The sequence below is a fragment of the Vibrio sp. T9 genome (genome assembly GCF_003123985.1).
GTDB classification, from domain to species: Bacteria; Pseudomonadota; Gammaproteobacteria; order Enterobacterales; family Vibrionaceae; genus Vibrio; species Vibrio diabolicus.
In genome coordinates this window covers 265,117-282,507 of record NZ_NIGY01000002.1, presented here as the reverse complement: position 1 = coordinate 282,507, position 17,391 = coordinate 265,117, and the positions used below count along the sequence as shown (strand labels likewise).

Sequence of the window (17,391 nt, the reverse complement as noted above, 5' to 3'; positions counted from 1 at the left end):
AAAAAGGACGCTAACATTAGCGTCCTTTTTATATTGAACAAGTAAGGATTATGCCATTACTGGGTAATCGGTATAACCTTCTGCTCCACCTAAATAAAAGTGCTCAGGTTTTGCCTCATTAAGAGGTGCATTTTTCTTAAATCGTTCAACTAAATCAGGGTTGGCGATAAATGGAACGCCAAATGCGACCACATCAACTTGATTTTCTGCAATTGCCGTTGTCGCTTCTTGTGCACTGTAGCCCACGTTGGCCATTAGGTAACCTTGATAGTTTTCGCGTGCTGGCTTGAGAACATCTGCTTTTTGTACGCCCTTTAGATCCGCACGCATCACGTGCCAATAAGCAAGATCGAAAGCATTAAGTTGCTTAGCTAAGTAACGAACCAAGCCAACCGGATCGCTGTCTTTCATATCATTAAATCCATTTAATGGTGATGTGCGCAGCCCTACTCTTCCAGGTCCCCATACCTCGACCACTTCTTTAACTATCTCAAGTAAGAAACGAGCACGATTTTCGACCGAGCCACCGTACTCATCAGTACGTAAATTCGATCCATCACGAAGAAAGTTATCGATAAGATAACCATTGGCGCCATGTATCTCCACACCATCAAAGCCTGCTTTCTTAGCATTTTCCGCACCTTGCTTAAACGCCGCCACAATGGAAGCTATCTCATCCACTTCGAGTGCTCGTGGTACCGTATATGCTTGCTTACCTGAAGGGGTATGGACTAACTCATCACGAATGGCTAGTGCGCTTGCTGCAACAGGCGTTTTCCCATCATTCAGTTCAGGATGACAAGCGCGTCCCGCATGCCAAATTTGCAATACGATCTTACCGCCTCTTTCATGAACCGCATCCGTTACCTTTTTCCAAGCTGCAATTTGTTCTTCGTTATAAATGCCCGGCTCAGCCATGAAAGCAGACGTTCCTTCCATCACCATGGTGCATTCTGCAATGATAAGTCCAGCACTCGCGCGTTGAGCATAGTACTCAACCATAAGGTCATTCGGGATATGATCTGCGCTGGCACGAGCGCGCGTTAAAGGGGCCATAATGGCACGGTTATCTAATGCTAATTGACCGAGTTCGATAGGAGAAAATAAGTCTACAGAGTTGGACATGTTGTTTACCTCAAATGACAATAACTTGATGGCTAAGGATGAAGAGCCAGACTATAATCAGATCGATATTGAAACAATATGGATAATTGAAAGTGATTGTTCGAAATTTAGAAACAATTGACTTTAGGACGCTCTCTATCTTTGTCACAAGCTGTCGACTACTGAGCTTAACCAAGTGCGCGCTGGAGTTAAACCTACCAAAATCTACTGTTAGTAAAGCCATAACCAAACTCGAACAACACTTTGAAGCCAAGCTCCTAGAGCGCACGACCCGAAAGTTGGTGATTACCGAAGCTGGTCAAATGGTTTTAGAGCGTGCTGCAAGCTTAGTTGAAGAATTTCACTCGATTGGTCAAGACGTTCAGGAAATGGAACAGCAGATCCAAGGTCGGCTTCGCATTGCTGCGCCACCAGCCTTGGACGCGTATATGGCTGAGCACATCTTTTTACCATTTTTAAAACAATGCCCAAAAGTACAAATTGCGTTAGAAGCATCGAACGATTTTGTTGATCTGTTTTCACACGGTTTTGATATGGCAATTCGAGTCGGCCAGATCGTCGATGATCGACTGATTGCTAAAAAATTGGGCTACACCACCCGAGTATTGGCCGCCAGTCCTGAGTATTTAGCTGAGTGTGGCGTACCTAAAACGCCAGAAGATCTGACAACACACAACTGTTTGAGATATCAGTATGTTTCAGAGATAGGCCCTTGGACGTTGATTTCGCAGGACAGCACCGTCAACGTCTCGGTAAGCAGTAACTTCTCTAGCACCACCGTAGAAGCGGTATTAAAAGGCGCACTCAAAGGACTAGGCATCGCTAACTTACCTATGCAAAACATGACGCAAGAGCTAGAAAATGGCTCCTTAGTCAGAGTCTTACCTCAATGGCACACGGTACCAATGCCCATTTATTTAGTCTATCGTCCTGGCGCAAACCGAACGCGACGAGTACAAGCGATGATTGACCATATCATGAGCCTAAGATCTCAATTTGAATTTGGTCCTCGATATGGTTTGTGTTGCGGAGAAGCATAACCCAGCCACCATTGAGCATTAGCGTGCGGCTCGGATAAATGCCGCAAGCTTCTCACTAGCATGCTGCTCACTCAATGCAGACATACTATCCGCCGCTTCCACTTTGCCATCAGCCACAAACACAAAGTGGCTGGCAATGGCTTTGGCATCGCTTAAATGGTGCGTGACCATCAATACGGTTATTCCCCGCTCTGCCACCAGTTTTTTTACCAAACTCAGCATCTCTTCACGTAAAACCGGATCAAGCGCCGAGAAAGGCTCATCCAACAGCCACATAGGATGAGGCTGAACAAAACAACGCGCCAAGGCAACACGTTGACGCTGCCCACCAGAAAGGTGCTCAGGCAAACGGTCGAGGTACTCTGCAACGCCAACTTGCTGCGCGGCTTGTTCAACCTGACGCTTTTGGTCTACCGTGAGCTTCAGCCCAGGGTGTAAACCTAAGCCAATGTTGTCACGCACCGACAAGTGAGAAAACAAGTTATGCTCTTGGAACAGCATGGAGAAAGGACGCTGATAAGGCTCTTTACGCACAATAGACTCACCATCAACCCGAATGTCACCTTGGTCAGGATGGATAAACCCAGCCACCAACGCTAGCAACGTCGATTTTCCAGCCCCACTTGGTCCCATCAGCGACACTATCTGACCTTGCTCAATCGTTAAATCAAAACGAAACAGCTCACGTTGGTAGGTGTACTGCACATCATCCAACACTAACATTACGCTCTCTCCTTCGTTTTCAATACTTTCTCAATCAAGGCAAAACAGCCCACACTCAACAACAACAAGGTCACCGATACCACCGCAGCCGCGTCCATCTGATAGCTGCCAAGCAGCTGGAATAAATACAGAGGTAAAGTGCGGAACTCTTGTCCACCAAACAACGCAATAGCACTTAAATCGCCAATCGCAAACATAAAGCTGATCGCAAACGCATGTGCGAATGGCTTGCGCAGCGCCTGCCACTCCACCACTTTAAAGCGTTGCCAGCCACGCATGCCTAAGCTGGCACACACATACTGGTATTGCTGATCGATGTGCAGCATTGGCTGTGCCAGCGTTTTGATCACGTAAGGCAAAGCCATCAAACCATTTACCAAAATCACAACAAAAAACGCCAAGCTAAAAACATCGGTAAATGATCGCAACAGCAAGAATAATCCGGTGCTAATCACCAAACCAGGAGTCACCAAAATAATGGTGCCGATTAGCTCAATCTGATCGGCTCGCGTATTTTTGTACTGCAACCGCCAACGGCGACTGGTCAACAATATAGACACGCCCGCAGCGACCGCAAGCGCACTGGCTAACCCTGCCACTTTGAGTGAGTTAGATAACGCAGACCAAAAACGTTCATCGGTTAACACCGTCCAAACTTGTTGGTTGATGCCACTCAGTAACACCATCAATAAAGGTGGTATCACCAGTAAAAAGGCACCTATGATCCAAAAGCTATCCCAAGCTTTTGACCACCCATGATCCTTCGTTAAATATTGCTGTACCGATGTGCTGCCAGCACTGATAGAAACAGGCTTTGTTAACTTCTGCACTCCAATGGCAAGCAGTCCACATAACAGCATCTGCCACAGCGCCAATAACGCCCCAGCTTGTAAATCAAAATCAAACTTAATCGCTTGGTAAATTGCCAATTCAATGGTGGTAGATTTTGGCCCGCCCCCCAACGCCATTACAGTGGCAAAACTGGTGAAGCACAACATAAATACCAAGCCACAAACGTGGGGAAGTTGCTGCCTTAAACGCGGCCATTCCACCCAACGAAACTTATTCCAATGGTTCATACCTAAATGCGCACACAGCTTATGTTGCTCGGCAGGAATAAATTCTAATGCTTGCAACAGCAAGCGCGCCGCATAAGGTAAATTAAAGAACACATGGGCGAGTAAAATGCCGTTCAAACCGTAAATAGAAAATGGCAGTTTGCTATCGAAACTCTGTAGCCACTGCGCTAACAAACCGCTGTTGCCATAAATCGCTAGTAGCCCGAAAACACCAACCAAAACAGGCAAAACTAGCGTCGATGCAAACAGCTTAAGCAGTAATGACTTACCCCAAAATTGGCGACGTGAAAGCGCGTGCGCAACTGGAATGGCAAAGCCAACACTGAGCAATGTGGAAAGAAAAGCTTGGTAGAAGCTGAACTTGGTGACATGTTGATAATACGGGTCGTCCCATACCACAGACACATCAAGTGAAGGGGCTTGAACAATCAAAGCTCCTAGGGCAGAAACAACAAAGGTCGCGATGATCATCGCGACCCCTAAACCTATTTTTGGAACAGAATTCAAAGGTAAAACCTATCTCATTCAGATGAGGGGTGGAACGTCAGCTAAAACGTCAGTGCGCTTTGCCATTCGCGAATCCAAGACTTACGCATTTTTGCCACTTCATCAGCACTAAAGCTCAACGACTTGTTTGGAACGCTCAAGGTTTCAAAACCTTTAGGTAACTCAACGTCAGTAACAGGGTACATCCAGTTACCCGTTGGCATCGCTGACTGGAACTCATCACTTAAAATGAAATTCATAAATTGATCAGCAAGTTCTGAATTTTTTGCCCCTTTCACTTTAGCGGCGACTTCAACTTGCATGTAGTGACCTTCAGCAAAATTCGCCGTCGCAAACTTTGAATCGTTTTCCGCAATTAAGTGGTACGCAGGTGACGTAGTGTAAGAAAGCACTAAGTCCGACTCGCCGTTAAGGAACATGGAATACGCTTCTGACCAACCTTTCGTGACCGTTACGGTTTTGCTCGCTAGCTTCTGCCACGCTTGCGTCACATCGTCGCCATAGATGGATTTCATCCACAGCATCAAGCCTTGGCCAGGCGTTGACGTACGCGGATCTTGATAAATCACTTTCAAATCGTCGCGCGTTTCCACCAGCTCTTTCATGCTTTTCGGCGGATTAGCCAGTTTCTCTGTGTTGTACACAAATGCGAAGTAGCCGTAATCGTACGGTACAAACGTCGTATCGCTCCAACCATTTGGTAACACTGTGTTGGCCGTATCCACATTGTGCTCGGTAAGCAGACCGGTTTTCTTTGCTTCTGCCATCAGGTTGTTATCCAGACCTAACACGATGTCGGCTTTGCTATTACCGCCTTCAAGACGAAGACGATTCAGGATCGATACACCATCGTCCAACGCTACGAAGTTAACGTCACAGCCACATTTTGCTTCAAAAGCTTGCTCGATTTTAGGACCCGGCCCCCAATCTGCGGCAAAAGAATCGTAGGTATAAATAGTTAATGGGTTTTCAGCAGCAAACGCTGAAGTAGAGGTAATTGCAGCTAAGGCAATCAGACTTGAAGTGGTTTTCACTGCTCGCTCTCCATGAGTATTTCAGAGAAATAAGTTGAGCGGCACAGGGTTGAGGCGGCTATTAAGGACTTCCAATATCCAGACTCAATTCCTACGCCAGCATTATCTGGTTCAGGTAATACGGGTCCCTAGTTAAGAACTTAGGTCTCAGCGCCCAAATGCATTGATTGACTCAATGCTAAATGGGTTTGCTCCCCGATGAGTTGGATGGATTGTAAAGGTATTTGAGTGGTTACACAATCAGCTCACGAACGCTGGTCATAACCCCAACGAGGCACTAGACCTTGCTCAATACCTAAGTGGTCGAGAATTCTCGCCACCATAAAATCCACTAAGTCTTCAATGCTCTTTGGCTGATGGTAGAAACCCGGAGCCGCTGGCATGATGGTGACGCCCATTTGCGATAGCTTGTGCATGTTCTCCAGATGCAGCGTTGAAAATGGTGTTTCGCGAACGACGAGCAACAACTGCCCACGCTCTTTCATTACTACATCAGCGGCCCGTTCGATCAAGTTGTCCGACATACCGTGTGCTATGGCCGCAACGCTTCCCGCAGAGCATGGGCAAACCACCATTTGCTTGGGTGCAGCAGAACCAGACGCAACCGGCGAGAACCAGTCATCTTTACCGCAAACGGTGATGTTATTTGGGTCACAGTTGAGGTGTTCCACCAACGCTTGCTTTGCGGCTTCTGGCCCACTTGGCAACTTAAGGTTGTGTTCGGTTGCCATCACGACACGAGCCGCCGAAGAGATCAGAACGTAGACATGATAATCCGCCGCGACCAAACATTCTAAAAGGCGCAGACCATAAGGCGCACCAGATGCTCCAGTTAACGCTAAAGTGATGGCTTTTTCTGCTTGCTGCTGTTTGTTTTGCATAAAATCAGACTTTTTGTTTAAGTTGCTCGAGAATCTTGCTGTGAATACCGCCAAAGCCACCATTACTCATTACTAGAATTTGGTCACCTGGTCGCGCACGTTCGACGATCTTGGCTACAAAGTTATCTATATCCGCATCGACAAACGCTGGCTGTTTACATTGGTCGGCAATGTCTTGCACAGACCACTCGATATTATCTGGCTGGAACAAGAAGACTTCATCTGCACTGCGTAGTGACTCTGCAAGTGTATTTTTGTGTACACCACGCTTCATGGTAGCAGAACGCGGCTCTAACACAGCAAGGATGCGTTTTTCACCTACCTTGTTACGCAAACCACCGACAGTGAGTTCAATTGCCGTTGGGTGATGCGCAAAATCATCGTAAACCGTGATGCCTTGCTCTTCACCTTTGAGCTCTAAACGACGCTTAGTGTTGATGAAACGGCCCAGAGCCTGACAAGCAAGTTCCGGCGTTACGCCAACGTGTCGTGCAGCAGCGATCGCCATTAACGCATTATCAACGTTATGATCACCCACCAAATCCCATTCGACGGTACCGACCTTCTCGCCTTGCAGAGCAACTTCAAACTTTGAGCCATCGACCACTAACTTGTGCGCTTGCCAGTCGCCATCAACACCTGAAAACTGCTTTTCTGTCCAGCAACCACGCTCTAATACATCCGCCAAAGCTTGGTCTTGCTTCGGAGCTAAGATTAAACCATTACCGGGAACCGTCCGTACTAAATGGTGAAACTGGCGCTTGATCGCCTCTAGATCATCGAAGATGTCTGCATGATCAAACTCAAGGTTGTTCATGATTAAGGTTCGAGGATGGTAATGCACAAACTTAGAACGCTTATCGAAAAAAGCACTGTCATATTCGTCCGCTTCAACGACAAAAAACATGCTTTCGCCCAAACGAGCAGAGACTCCAAAGTTACCAAGTACTCCACCAACTAGGAAACCAGGTTGATAACCGCAGTCTTCGAGTATCCAAGCCAGCATGCTCGACGTAGTCGTTTTACCGTGTGTACCAGATACCGCCAATACCCAGCGATCGTGCAGCAAAAACTCGTTGAGCCACTGCGGACCAGAGGTGTAGCGCATGTTGGTATTGAGCACATGTTCAACACATGGGTTACCACGGCTCATGGCATTACCAATCACCACAAGGTCTGGTTGAGGGTCGAGTTGAGACGGGTCGAAGCCTTCAATAATTTCAATACCTTGAGACTCAAGCAACGTGCTCATCGGTGGGTAAACGTTGGCATCAGAACCAGTGACTTTATGCCCTAATTGGCGAGCTAAAATCGCAGCGCCGCCCATAAATGTGCCACAGATACCCAAGATATGAATGTGCATAAACTAAACCTTGTAATGCGTTCTTTAATGCTTTCATTATCGCGATCACAACCAGAAAAGCGAGAGACTTTAGCCTTCTTCTTGCAGTCCCTTTCACAAATATGACAAGGTTGAACACAGACTGTACAACCTCTTGCTTACTGATGAATCCCTCAAACAAGTCTACAAATAAATTGAGATCTCAAACAGTTACTTCATTACCATTAAAAAGATCTGCGACTTAAACTTACATCCAGCGCAATCGTTTAACATCCATAAAGAGATGCTCACTTGCGCACTACCCCCAATGAAATGAAAATGTAAGGATTAACCATGTCAGGACTGCGCACCCTAGGCGAGTTCATTGTCGAAAAACAAGCGGATTTCCCCCACGCTAGCGGTGATCTATCATCCCTTTTAGCCTCCATTCGTTTAGCTGCAAAAATCGTTAACCGCGAAATCAACGCAGCGGGTCTCGGTGATATCACTGGTGCTGTAGGCACGGAAAATGTCCAAGGTGAAGACCAGCAAAAGCTCGATGTTTACGCGAACGATAAGTTCAAAGCCGCGCTTGAAGCTCGTGACCAAGTGTGTGGCGTTGCCAGTGAGGAAGAAGACGAAGCGGTTGCTTTCAACAAAGAGCTCAACCAAAACGCCAAATATGTGGTACTGATGGACCCACTTGATGGTTCTTCTAACATCGATGTGAACGTCTCTGTCGGTACTATCTTCTCTATTTATCGCCGTGTTTCACCTATTGGCACACCAGCGACAGAAGAAGATTTCCTTCAGCCTGGTCATAAGCAAGTTGCCGCTGGTTACGTGATTTACGGTTCATCAACCATGTTGGTTTACACCACGGGTAACGGCGTAAACGGCTTTACTTACGACCCATCTATCGGCAGCTTCTGCCTTTCTCATGAAAACATGATGATCCCAGAAGAAGGCAAGATTTATTCGATCAACGAAGGTAACTACATTCGCTTCCCTCAAGGGGTAAAGAAGTACATCAAGTACTGCCAAGAGAATGTGCCAGAAGACGGTCGTCCATACACTTCTCGCTACATTGGCTCATTGGTTGCTGATTTCCACCGCAACTTACTGAAAGGTGGTATCTACCTTTATCCTAGTACGCAAAGCCATCCTCAGGGCAAACTGCGTCTGCTTTATGAATGTAACCCAATGGCGTTCTTAATTGAGCAAGCGGGCGGTATTGCATCAGACGGCGTCAATCGCATCATGGATATCAAACCAACCGAATTGCACCAACGTGTGCCTTTCTTTGTTGGTTCTAAGAACATGGTTCGCAAAGTTGAAGAGTTCCTTGAACTGCACCGCGACGAAGAATAATTTCAGACCTTTGTCCAACGCGGCAGGTGTTTACCTGCCGCGTTTTTGTCGCTAAAGTGAAACGCGAATTTATCATCAGATGAAGCCGCTTCTGTGTGACTCATCGTTAATGAAAAGGAATATTCTAATGAGCTTAAACCATGTGCCAGCAGGCAAGTCGCTGCCTGAAGATATCTATGTCGTGATCGAAATTCCTGCAAATGCAGATCCAATCAAGTACGAAGTAGATAAAGACTCTGGTGCGGTATTTGTCGACCGTTTCATGTCTGCACCAATGTTCTACCCATGTAACTATGGCTACGTGAACAATACGCTGTCTCTTGATGGCGACCCAGTCGACGTACTGGTACCAACACCATACCCACTCATGCCAGGTTCAGTGATTCGCTGCCGTCCTGTTGGCGTTTTGAAGATGACGGATGAGTCAGGTGAAGACGCAAAAGTGTTTGCGGTTCCACACACCAAAATCTCGAAAGAGTACGATCACATCCAAGATGTGGACGATATCCCAGAACTACTGAAAGCGCAGATCACGCAATTCTTTGAGCGTTACAAAGAGCTTGAAGCAGGTAAATGGGTGAAAGTGGATGGTTGGGCAGATGTTGCTGCCGCTAAAGCTGAAATCCTAGAATCTTACGAGCGCGCTCAGAAAAAATAAGCATCACTGCTGCTGATACAAAATTAAAAAGAGCAGCTTTAGGGCTGCTCTTTTGCTTTTCATCTTGTGTAAGTCAACTAGATAGGTGCGCCTGCAGATGACATTCGGCCGGCGTCATAGTCATGCTGAAAGAAAGGGTCTAGGTCATCACAAATACCAAAATACGGACGCCCGATAACACCAAGCATATACGCGCTTTGTTCACAATACTCTTGCTTCCCTTGCTGATAACCCGTTTGATAGGCCATGATCAGTTCAGGCGTAGCATGATTAGTACCATCCAGTGCAGCGATGCGATCTTCAGATAAAACTCTTAATCCATCTAAGGCAGACTGCTTACCAAACGCTTGCCAGTCGGTAACATTACTCGAGGTCGGCAGGGTTGTTTGCGCGCATGCGGCAAGAATCAACGCCATTGCTCCAATTACGAATACCTTCATCATGACTCCTTAGTGACCAGCTCGTCGCTATTGATAATGTCAGTATAGCTCACACCTTTTGACACCAATCTCCGGAAGCGATTTCTTCGGTCAGTTGTTCAGTATCTTGATACAAGTAGATCCAAGCTTGGCCAAACGGCGTGACGATACTCTCTCGACGATACTCTACTGGCACATCTTCCAACTTATCTAGCTCGGATAAGGTTTCATCATCAATCAGATACACTTCACCTTGTATCGAGCGCTGCCCAACAGACAACGCAGGATAAGGACCTAAGTCATACAGTGCGAACTGAGCATCCGTTTCATGCTGACCAAGAAACTGGGCCGAGCTCAGAAAGTGATGATTACACTCTCCTTTACGCAAGGTCCCATATACAAAAACTAAATGCTGCATAACCACTCCTTAGTCATGAACTTTATGTACGCAGACGAACAAGCTCTAATCGAACTCAAATTGATAGAGTAGGTCAACCGCACTATCTACACCAGAAACCGCCTCTAAATACAGATCTTGCATCAATCGATAACGCACTGTGAACTCGCCTAGTGAGTTAAAGATGCCGACGCCGTATTTCACCTGTAATCCCGGCAGAATGTAACCACTGACGGTCACTTGAGAATCATCGCCCGAACCCGCCGTATCCAATTGTAAATCTTGAACCCCAAAGGCTTCGCCGATTTCACCAACCACGCGTCCACTCTTTGCCAAACTTAGGCCGATCAACGTGGTCGTCATAGCATTGCCTCCCGCTTCGCCATCAATGTCTTGACCGCGAAGTAGGTAAGAGAGCGCATTCGCTTGAGGCATCGCTGGCTCAGAGAATATCTCCACATTTGGATCCGATGCTGGTCCTGTTACACGCACACCAGCAATCACGTCATCTTGGGTATTATCTGGATTTCGAATCGCCTTAATAGAAACGTACGGCTGATCTGCCGGACCATTCATTAAGATCTTACCTTCTTCAATCACCAAATCCTGACCAAAAGAACGGTAAGAACCGTCGACGATATTAACCTCACCAACGATGAACGGACCTTTATCTTTCTGTGTCACATTGAGGTTACCTTTCAGACCACCTTTCAAGCCAAAGGCGGCCAGTTGGAAGTCATCACCAATCTTAATGTTGATATCCGTTTCAACATCAAATGGCATTGGCTCGATATCACTCACAGGCTGTAAGTTCTGGTCCAAAATCACGGTGTCGCTTGAAACACCAACCGCACTTGGTGGCAGCTCTTCAACCACAACTCGTCCCCAAGGCAGATTAATATTACCTTCGACCTTAGCAAGCTGCGGTGTGACATCAATAGTCATGTCCGGCTCAACTTTGATTTTTACCATTGGTGGAAGATCCACCTGAAGCTCTTTCGCAAATACGCGCGCTTTGGTATGCCAATTTTGTAGATCCTGCCAATCGGCCTCACCGGTCACTTCCAACTCACCATCTGGCGTCATGATACCCGCATCAAGATCCGCTTGGTGACCTTTAAAGTTGATCGCGACCTGACCGGAGTTAATGTCTATCGGCGTGACTTCACCTTGTAGCTTCATTTGATCAATCAAGAACTGGCCGTTGACTTTAGGGTGCATAACATCACCAGATATCGCCAAATCAGTATTCATGTTCGCTTTGAATAGGCTGTACTCACCTATCAACGGCGCTAAGAAATCCAGATGGAATGTCGATAGCGAGACCTTACCGTCAATCTTAGGCTGCTCAGACGTTACATCGACCAAAGAAACCTGACCAGATAAGTCACCGTTGTCTCTCACATCAAATAACCACTCAGCATCTAACTTGTCTTTTGCCAGCGCCGCTTTAAAGCTAAAGCTTTCCCAACCAAGAGTTATCGGCTGCTCTAATGCTTGCTCTACTTGACCTTTAGGCATATCAACGTTCACCGTGACTTCCGGTTTCATCTCTGGTGCCCATTTTGCTGTCGCTTGCGCGTTGACCGACCCTTGTAATTTCGTCTCTGGCGGCAGGAACTGCTTGATTTGTTCAAAGTCAAAGTCGTTCACGGCTAACTTGGCTTCGCCACTTTGACCAACACTAATATCTTCGGTCAAACAAACACTCGAATTGGCTTGCAGCCAACAATGTGCTTGAACATCAGCGAGTTGTTTATCGATGTTGACTTTAACCGCCGTCGATTTCTGCAACGCCCAAGGTCCCTGCGGCGTGCTCAAAGTAAGACGACGCAATGCACCATCCCAGATCATTTGCGGCTTCTGTATGAATGAGCCTTCAATTTCTAAGCTGGTTGATACAATGTCAGACACCACATCTAGCGTCAGTTGGTGCAGTTTTTCATCCCCAGAAACTTCAAGGTCTGCACTATCAACTTTAATGTCGTCGTAGGTAATGTTGTTCGCAATGAGGCTTAAGTTCGCTTTCGGTGCTGGCAGAGGCGTCACATCCCCCTTCAAGGTTATGTTTTCAACGTTCGCTTGCTGCTGCCAGTTCACTTGGTTTAGCGCTAGGTCTAATTTGATGTCAGGCTCTTTCAAGCTGCCACGCAGCGCAACATTGCCCTGCATCTTACCCGCAAGATCCGGAACACTTTTCGCAAAATCGGGGAAGTTAACCTCAACATCCATTAATATCTGCTTATCAATCTTACCCTTGGCACTCAATTGGTTAGGGCCATGAGAAAGCGCTAAACCTTGCGTGGTAAGCTGAATATCTTCACCTTTGCCATTCTTATCAGACGCTTCCAGTTGGCCTTCCACATTCAGCGGATAACCGCGCAAAATGCCATCGATATCTAACTTAGGTAAACTGACTTGCCAACCGCCTTGTTCAGTTAAAGAACCTGAAGTCGAGAGGCTGCCACTGATATCGCCTTCCGCTTCTTCCCATTGAAGCCCTGGTTGAATATGTTGCAAATTAAGGTCAGCTTGCCAGTTGATTGGCGCAGCCCAATTCGCCATCACCTGACCGGATAGCTCACCGCCCAATGTTTTGACTACCAGGCTTTCAAGATCGATTTGCTCTAATGTGCCTTTGCCGTTTAGTGCAACATCTACAGCAGGAATATCTTTACCCGAAGCTTGTGTTTCTAGTGCCACGGTGTATCCGTCCAGGGAACCTTTTGCAGATAAACTTGGTACCAATACTTGATAATCACTTTGACCGATTAACGGCCATTGCGCTTGCACATTTTTGATTGCAACATCAAAGGGTAACTGCGCTTTCAGGGGCTGAAGTTCACCTTTGATCTCCGCTTCGACTAGTTCAGATAAGGTCGCAGTGAGAGAAAGGTCTCCCACCGTGCCAGCAGCTGACAGCGACAGCTTTTGCCCTTTCGCATCCGCTTGCTTCACCAGCGCATCGAGCTGAGCTTTGAGAGGATAGTCAGCAGAAAGCGTTACTTGCGTGCTTAACTTACCTTCCACTTCAGGCATATCGAGCTCTAATGTTTTCACATCAACACGGTCGCCCCCCGCTTTCGCTACAGCACCAAGGTGGTGAACGATCACCGGCTTCTCACCTGCAAGCTTGAAGTTATGAATATCGAGGCGTCTTGCTTCCACAGTGAGTGGAATCCACACCTCAGGTAACACAATATCTTGCGGCGGAACGTCAGCGTCTTTCGGCTCGTCGGTGGCTGCTTCAGGTTCAGCTTCACTTGGAGCCAGTGCAACATTGATGTCTTTTAATGCCGTCGGCGCAATCACTAAACGGTCGCCTTGCATAGAAAGCCCGGTAGAGAAATCTTGCCAGTCAATTTGGTTGCCTAAAATGTTTAAGTTAATGTCATCAAAACTGACCTTATTAACAAAAATAGGGACTGGTGTACTGACTGTACGTAATGGCGGAGTCTCCTCTGGCTCTTCGCCTGCCGGAGGGAGCTCTGGCATCTGAAAGTTAACACCTTGCAGGGTTAGCTCATCGACACAGACTTTAGGATCAAAGAAACAACGGAAGTTAACCGCTAACGCTAAACGATCGACTTTTGCGTCGATGTTCAAAGATTCGTCGACAAAACTGACGTTCTGTAGCTCAAAACGAGGAAATAATGAACCTTGAACTTTCTCTATCTGTAGTTGCGGTAAAGCCTTTTCTGCTCCCCACAACGCGAGCTTAAGACCAGGGTGAGTAAATAGCACTGTCGCAACAAAAATGATGAGCAACAGCAATAGACCAATCAAACTTAGCGACAGCCATTTGGTCCACTTAAACATCATTTTGATCATAACTCAGGCCCCAATGAGAAGTGGATGCGGAACTCTCTTTCTGGTTTTTCATCCAGTCCCCACGCAAAATCAAAGCTAACCGGTCCAACCGGAGACGCCCAACGGATACCCACACCAGCACCCGATTTCCATTCAGGTGTTTCGTTAAATGCATCACCAATATCGTAGAAGGTGGCTGCCCACCAGTTTCCATACACGCGATATTGATACTCTAATGTGCTGCTGACGATGTATTTACCACCCGTCAAGGCGCCACTTTCATCCACAGGTGAAATAGACTCGTATCCATAACCACGAATGTTGTTATCACCACCAGCGAAGAAACGCAGAGAAGGCGAAAGCTTTTCAAATTCCTCAGTGATGTTCGCACCACCTTCTAAACGGAACAAACCACGATGATTATCACCGATCCCGCGGATCCAAGATGATCGCCCTAATAGGCGCAATACTCGCGTTTCTGACAGCAAAGCAGGATCACCATATTCGATCGTTACACTTTGCTTATCCCCCCACATTGGCATGTTGCCACCACGGACACGAGTTCGTGAAAAAGTGGCTCCGGGTAACACAAATTGCACCCCATCATCTTGCAGACCTTGAGAGAAGTTTTCGTACAAGTGACGAACATAAATGGTTTTATGCCAGCCGCCATCAGTTAGCCAATGTCGCTCAACTGCCAGGTTGGATTCCAAACTCTCCGTATCTCGATTATCAAGGTGCTTTAAACCAAATTGCAGTTGGTAGTATTCACGCAATACATCATCAAGCGGGATTTTGTAGCCTGCCGTGATCGTCTGTTCTGGCTTTGATAGTGATAACGCCGTATTAAAGCTGTGACCACGTGAACTAACCCATGGTTTTTTCCATTTTAACGTGCCACGCACACCAGTATCGGTCGAGTAACCAAGGCCGGTTTCTATTTGGTTTTTTGACGCTGGCGCGAGCGAGACCTTAATTGGCAATTCGCGTCCCTCATCCAATTTACTTAAATCAGGCTCCACAAAAACCGATGAAAACCAATCGGTATTAGACAGGTTTTGGTTGTACTCTCCCACTTGCGAAACTAAGTAAGGTTCACCAATTTCAAAAGGTCGCATTGATTCAACACGGTTTTCCCAAATCTGACTGCCAGTAATGTTAATCGGACCAAAGTGATAACGAATACCACTGTCATAATGCAAACGCACATTCGCTTCATTGAAGTCAGGAATCACTTCAAGTTTGCTGAGCTTGTAATCACCATTAAAATAACCACGCTGCAACGCCAAGTTACGAATACCCGATTTCAGGCTATCGTATTCACCTTGATTCAATACTTTGCCGACTTTAAGCGGTGAACGTTCAATAAGTTTGGCGAACTCTTCATCGTCTTTTGCTTCACCTGAGATCACCACATCCATGACTTTTACTTTCACAGGTAAACCCGGCTTGATGCTGACGATCAACTCATCATTCCCTTCCGGAATAGAGTATGAAATTTTTGCATGATAATACCCAAGCGCATTAAGAGCTTCAGTGATACTTTGATCTAATCTCGCTTGAAAGCGCAGAGAAGTGGAGTAGTCCTTCGCTGGAATGGACGACAGGTACGCACTGACATTCTCTTCTAAAGCGCCATCGATGCCTTTTAAAGTCAAAGAAACATCGGCATAGGCACCATGAGAAAAGGCAAACAGGCCAACAATGGTGAGGAGAGCTTTTTTTATCATGCTTTTTTGGCTGAATGAGGTTAAGTAAACGTAAATAATGATAACGCCAATTAAAGTCTAAGTCTGTAATATTAATAGGTTTAACGCGGTCTATGTCATCACAGCATCAGATACAGACGAAATGAAAAAGTTCGCAAATTTAAGACACGTATTGAAGGACAAATACCATGCTCAACAAACAAACATTGATCAGTATAGAAGATGCCTTGCCAGGTAGAGAGCAACCGATCCAGGTTGAAGATCATCATTTTGTAAATAAATCTAACTTAAAGGCACCATTGGAGCCGCATCAACAACAAATTCTGCTGGGAATGGGCTGCTTTTGGGGCGCTGAGCGCGTATTTTGGCAACTGGATGGGGTTATCTCCACTTCGGTTGGCTACGCCGGTGGATATACACCCAATCCTACTTATGAAGAGGTGTGTACGGGTAAAACAGGCCATACAGAGGTAGTACGAGTCGTCTTCGATGAACGCGTGATTTCCTTAGAAAAACTACTGGCCGTTTTTTGGGAGAAACATGACCCAACCCAGGGGATGCGTCAAGGTAACGATTTGGGCACACAATACCGTTCGGCTATTTACACTTATTCCGCGAAGCAGCAAGAGAGCGCAGAAAAATCGAAGCTCTTGTATCAACAAGCACTGCAAGAGGAACTACGCGCGAACATCACCACTGAGATACAGCCAGCGGGCCCGTATTATTTTGCCGAAACTTACCACCAGCAATATCTGGCTAAAAACCCTGACGGTTACTGCGGTATCGGTGGCACAGGTGTTTGCTTTCCACCCAGCTTACAAAGTTAGTTCCTAGGACTAACTGAAACCAAAAAGAGCGACCGAATAGGTCGCTCTTTTTTGAAATCGAAAACTAAATTCAAGCCAACGGGCTCTTAAACAGACAGCGAAGCAATCACTTGGTTGACTTCTTTAAAGATGGTGAGTCTTTTCTGATCGTTGACGTCAGGGAGCAAAACTTTGCCATTGTCGAACTGAAAGCATCCAACCCCAGCAATAAAGAATTGACCTTTGAACAACGTTTTAACGAAACGTGCCACTTGTAATGGTCGGTATACAGCAAACTCACGTAGCATAACTCACCTCAATTCCTTTGAGAAAACACGGATTGCTTATTTATCCTCTGCAATCTTGATGCGCAATCTGCGACGAGGTTCATTTTAGCAAATTCTAAATATAACGCAATATTACACCACCCCATACGTTAAATAAATGTTATCAACAGTTCTACAAATTTCCTAGATCTGGATATATACTGGAAAACTTCCAACTCGTACGG

General features: G+C 46.4%; 15 protein-coding genes and 1 riboswitch. Of the genes, 4 read left to right on the top strand and 11 right to left on the bottom strand.

Annotated elements, in window-relative coordinates; genetic code table 11:
- Positions 1-48 precede the first annotated feature (48 nt).
- On the bottom strand, positions 49-1,125 hold the full coding sequence (locus CBX98_RS05640) for an alkene reductase (protein WP_005392308.1): 1,077 nt from the start codon (positions 1,123-1,125) through the stop codon (positions 49-51).
- Between the two features lie 92 nt (positions 1,126-1,217).
- On the opposite strand from CBX98_RS05640, the gene CBX98_RS05635 reads away from it, so the two are divergent.
- Entirely contained in the window at positions 1,218-2,165 is a 948-nt protein-coding gene (locus CBX98_RS05635; RefSeq protein ID WP_109168748.1) for a LysR family transcriptional regulator, read from the top strand.
- Positions 2,166-2,183: 18 nt separating this feature from the next.
- On the opposite strand, the gene thiQ is transcribed toward CBX98_RS05635, so the two are convergent.
- The 5 genes from thiQ to mpl all read right to left on the bottom strand — a co-directional run bounded on the left by thiQ (position 2,184) and on the right by mpl (position 7,752).
- Complete coding sequence (gene thiQ, locus CBX98_RS05630) at positions 2,184-2,888, bottom strand: thiamine ABC transporter ATP-binding protein (RefSeq protein WP_109168747.1); 705 nt, start codon at positions 2,886-2,888, stop codon at positions 2,184-2,186.
- Positions 2,888-4,474, bottom strand: a complete 1,587-nt coding sequence (gene thiP / locus CBX98_RS05625; protein ID WP_109168746.1) for a thiamine/thiamine pyrophosphate ABC transporter permease ThiP — start codon at positions 4,472-4,474, stop codon at positions 2,888-2,890. Before thiP ends, thiQ begins: the two co-directional genes overlap by 1 nt.
- Before the next feature lie 41 nt (positions 4,475-4,515).
- On the bottom strand, positions 4,516-5,508 hold the full coding sequence (thiB, locus tag CBX98_RS05620; RefSeq protein WP_006742963.1) for a thiamine ABC transporter substrate binding subunit: 993 nt from the start codon (positions 5,506-5,508) through the stop codon (positions 4,516-4,518).
- 71 nt (positions 5,509-5,579) lie between these two features.
- Positions 5,580-5,716, bottom strand: a riboswitch (TPP riboswitch).
- Positions 5,717-5,753: 37 nt separating this feature from the next.
- A complete protein-coding gene (locus CBX98_RS05615) occupies positions 5,754-6,389 on the bottom strand; it encodes a flavin prenyltransferase UbiX (RefSeq protein WP_006742964.1) in 636 nt (211 codons plus the stop codon).
- 4 nt (positions 6,390-6,393) lie between these two features.
- The gene (mpl, locus tag CBX98_RS05610) at positions 6,394-7,752 is read right to left on the bottom strand and encodes a UDP-N-acetylmuramate:L-alanyl-gamma-D-glutamyl-meso-diaminopimelate ligase (RefSeq protein ID WP_109168745.1); all 1,359 of its coding nucleotides are present in this window, start codon (positions 7,750-7,752) and stop codon (positions 6,394-6,396) included.
- 312 nt (positions 7,753-8,064) lie between these two features.
- Between mpl and fbp the strand changes: the two genes are divergently transcribed.
- Positions 8,065-9,081: a class 1 fructose-bisphosphatase gene (gene fbp / locus CBX98_RS05600; protein WP_005392321.1), complete on the top strand. Its 1,017-nt coding sequence runs from the start codon at positions 8,065-8,067 to the stop codon at positions 9,079-9,081.
- 127 nt (positions 9,082-9,208) lie between these two features.
- Positions 9,209-9,739: an inorganic diphosphatase gene (gene ppa / locus CBX98_RS05595; RefSeq protein ID WP_012841160.1), complete on the top strand. Its 531-nt coding sequence runs from the start codon at positions 9,209-9,211 to the stop codon at positions 9,737-9,739.
- A 77-nt stretch (positions 9,740-9,816) separates the two neighbouring features.
- On the opposite strand, the gene CBX98_RS05590 is transcribed toward ppa, so the two are convergent.
- From CBX98_RS05590 to CBX98_RS05575, 4 genes are read right to left on the bottom strand one after another with little or no spacing between them, the layout of a single operon-like run.
- Complete coding sequence (locus CBX98_RS05590; protein ID WP_109168744.1) at positions 9,817-10,179, bottom strand: DUF2799 domain-containing protein; 363 nt, start codon at positions 10,177-10,179, stop codon at positions 9,817-9,819.
- 49 nt (positions 10,180-10,228) lie between these two features.
- Positions 10,229-10,576 (bottom strand): gamma-glutamylcyclotransferase, encoded by a 348-nt coding sequence (locus CBX98_RS05585; RefSeq protein WP_012841162.1) that lies wholly within the window; start codon positions 10,574-10,576, stop codon positions 10,229-10,231.
- A 45-nt stretch (positions 10,577-10,621) separates the two neighbouring features.
- Positions 10,622-14,386, bottom strand: a complete 3,765-nt coding sequence (locus CBX98_RS05580) for a translocation/assembly module TamB domain-containing protein (RefSeq protein WP_109168743.1) — start codon at positions 14,384-14,386, stop codon at positions 10,622-10,624.
- Complete coding sequence (locus CBX98_RS05575; RefSeq protein ID WP_109168742.1) at positions 14,383-16,095, bottom strand: autotransporter assembly complex family protein; 1,713 nt, start codon at positions 16,093-16,095, stop codon at positions 14,383-14,385. Before CBX98_RS05575 ends, CBX98_RS05580 begins: the two co-directional genes overlap by 4 nt.
- 167 nt (positions 16,096-16,262) lie before the next feature.
- Between CBX98_RS05575 and msrA the strand changes: the two genes are divergently transcribed.
- The gene (gene msrA / locus CBX98_RS05570) at positions 16,263-16,901 is read left to right on the top strand and encodes a peptide-methionine (S)-S-oxide reductase MsrA (protein ID WP_109168741.1); all 639 of its coding nucleotides are present in this window, start codon (positions 16,263-16,265) and stop codon (positions 16,899-16,901) included.
- Positions 16,902-16,987: 86 nt separating this feature from the next.
- Here msrA and CBX98_RS05565 read toward each other — a convergent pair whose 3' ends face one another.
- Positions 16,988-17,188, bottom strand: a complete 201-nt coding sequence (locus tag CBX98_RS05565) for a DUF1107 domain-containing protein (RefSeq protein ID WP_012841164.1) — start codon at positions 17,186-17,188, stop codon at positions 16,988-16,990.
- Between the last annotated feature and the right edge of the window lie 203 nt (positions 17,189-17,391).

Bases quoted from the DNA above. Each gene is read 5' to 3' on its own strand.
- CBX98_RS05640 (WP_005392308.1), bottom strand. From the start codon at position 1,125: ATGTCCAACTCTGTAGACTTATTTTCTCCTATCGAACTCGGTCAATTA.
- thiQ (WP_109168747.1), bottom strand. From the start codon at position 2,888: ATGTTAGTGTTGGATGATGTGCAGTACACCTACCAACGTGAGCTGTTT.
- CBX98_RS05615 (WP_006742964.1), bottom strand. From the start codon at position 6,389: ATGCAAAACAAACAGCAGCAAGCAGAAAAAGCCATCACTTTAGCGTTA.
- mpl (WP_109168745.1), bottom strand. From the start codon at position 7,752: ATGCACATTCATATCTTGGGTATCTGTGGCACATTTATGGGCGGCGCT.
- fbp (WP_005392321.1), top strand. From the start codon at position 8,065: ATGTCAGGACTGCGCACCCTAGGCGAGTTCATTGTCGAAAAACAAGCG.
- ppa (WP_012841160.1), top strand. From the start codon at position 9,209: ATGAGCTTAAACCATGTGCCAGCAGGCAAGTCGCTGCCTGAAGATATC.
- CBX98_RS05590 (WP_109168744.1), bottom strand. From the start codon at position 10,179: ATGAAGGTATTCGTAATTGGAGCAATGGCGTTGATTCTTGCCGCATGC.
- CBX98_RS05585 (WP_012841162.1), bottom strand. From the start codon at position 10,576: ATGCAGCATTTAGTTTTTGTATATGGGACCTTGCGTAAAGGAGAGTGT.
- CBX98_RS05580 (WP_109168743.1), bottom strand. From the start codon at position 14,386: ATGATCAAAATGATGTTTAAGTGGACCAAATGGCTGTCGCTAAGTTTG.
- CBX98_RS05575 (WP_109168742.1), bottom strand. From the start codon at position 16,095: ATGATAAAAAAAGCTCTCCTCACCATTGTTGGCCTGTTTGCCTTTTCT.
- msrA (WP_109168741.1), top strand. From the start codon at position 16,263: ATGCTCAACAAACAAACATTGATCAGTATAGAAGATGCCTTGCCAGGT.
- CBX98_RS05565 (WP_012841164.1), bottom strand. From the start codon at position 17,188: ATGCTACGTGAGTTTGCTGTATACCGACCATTACAAGTGGCACGTTTC.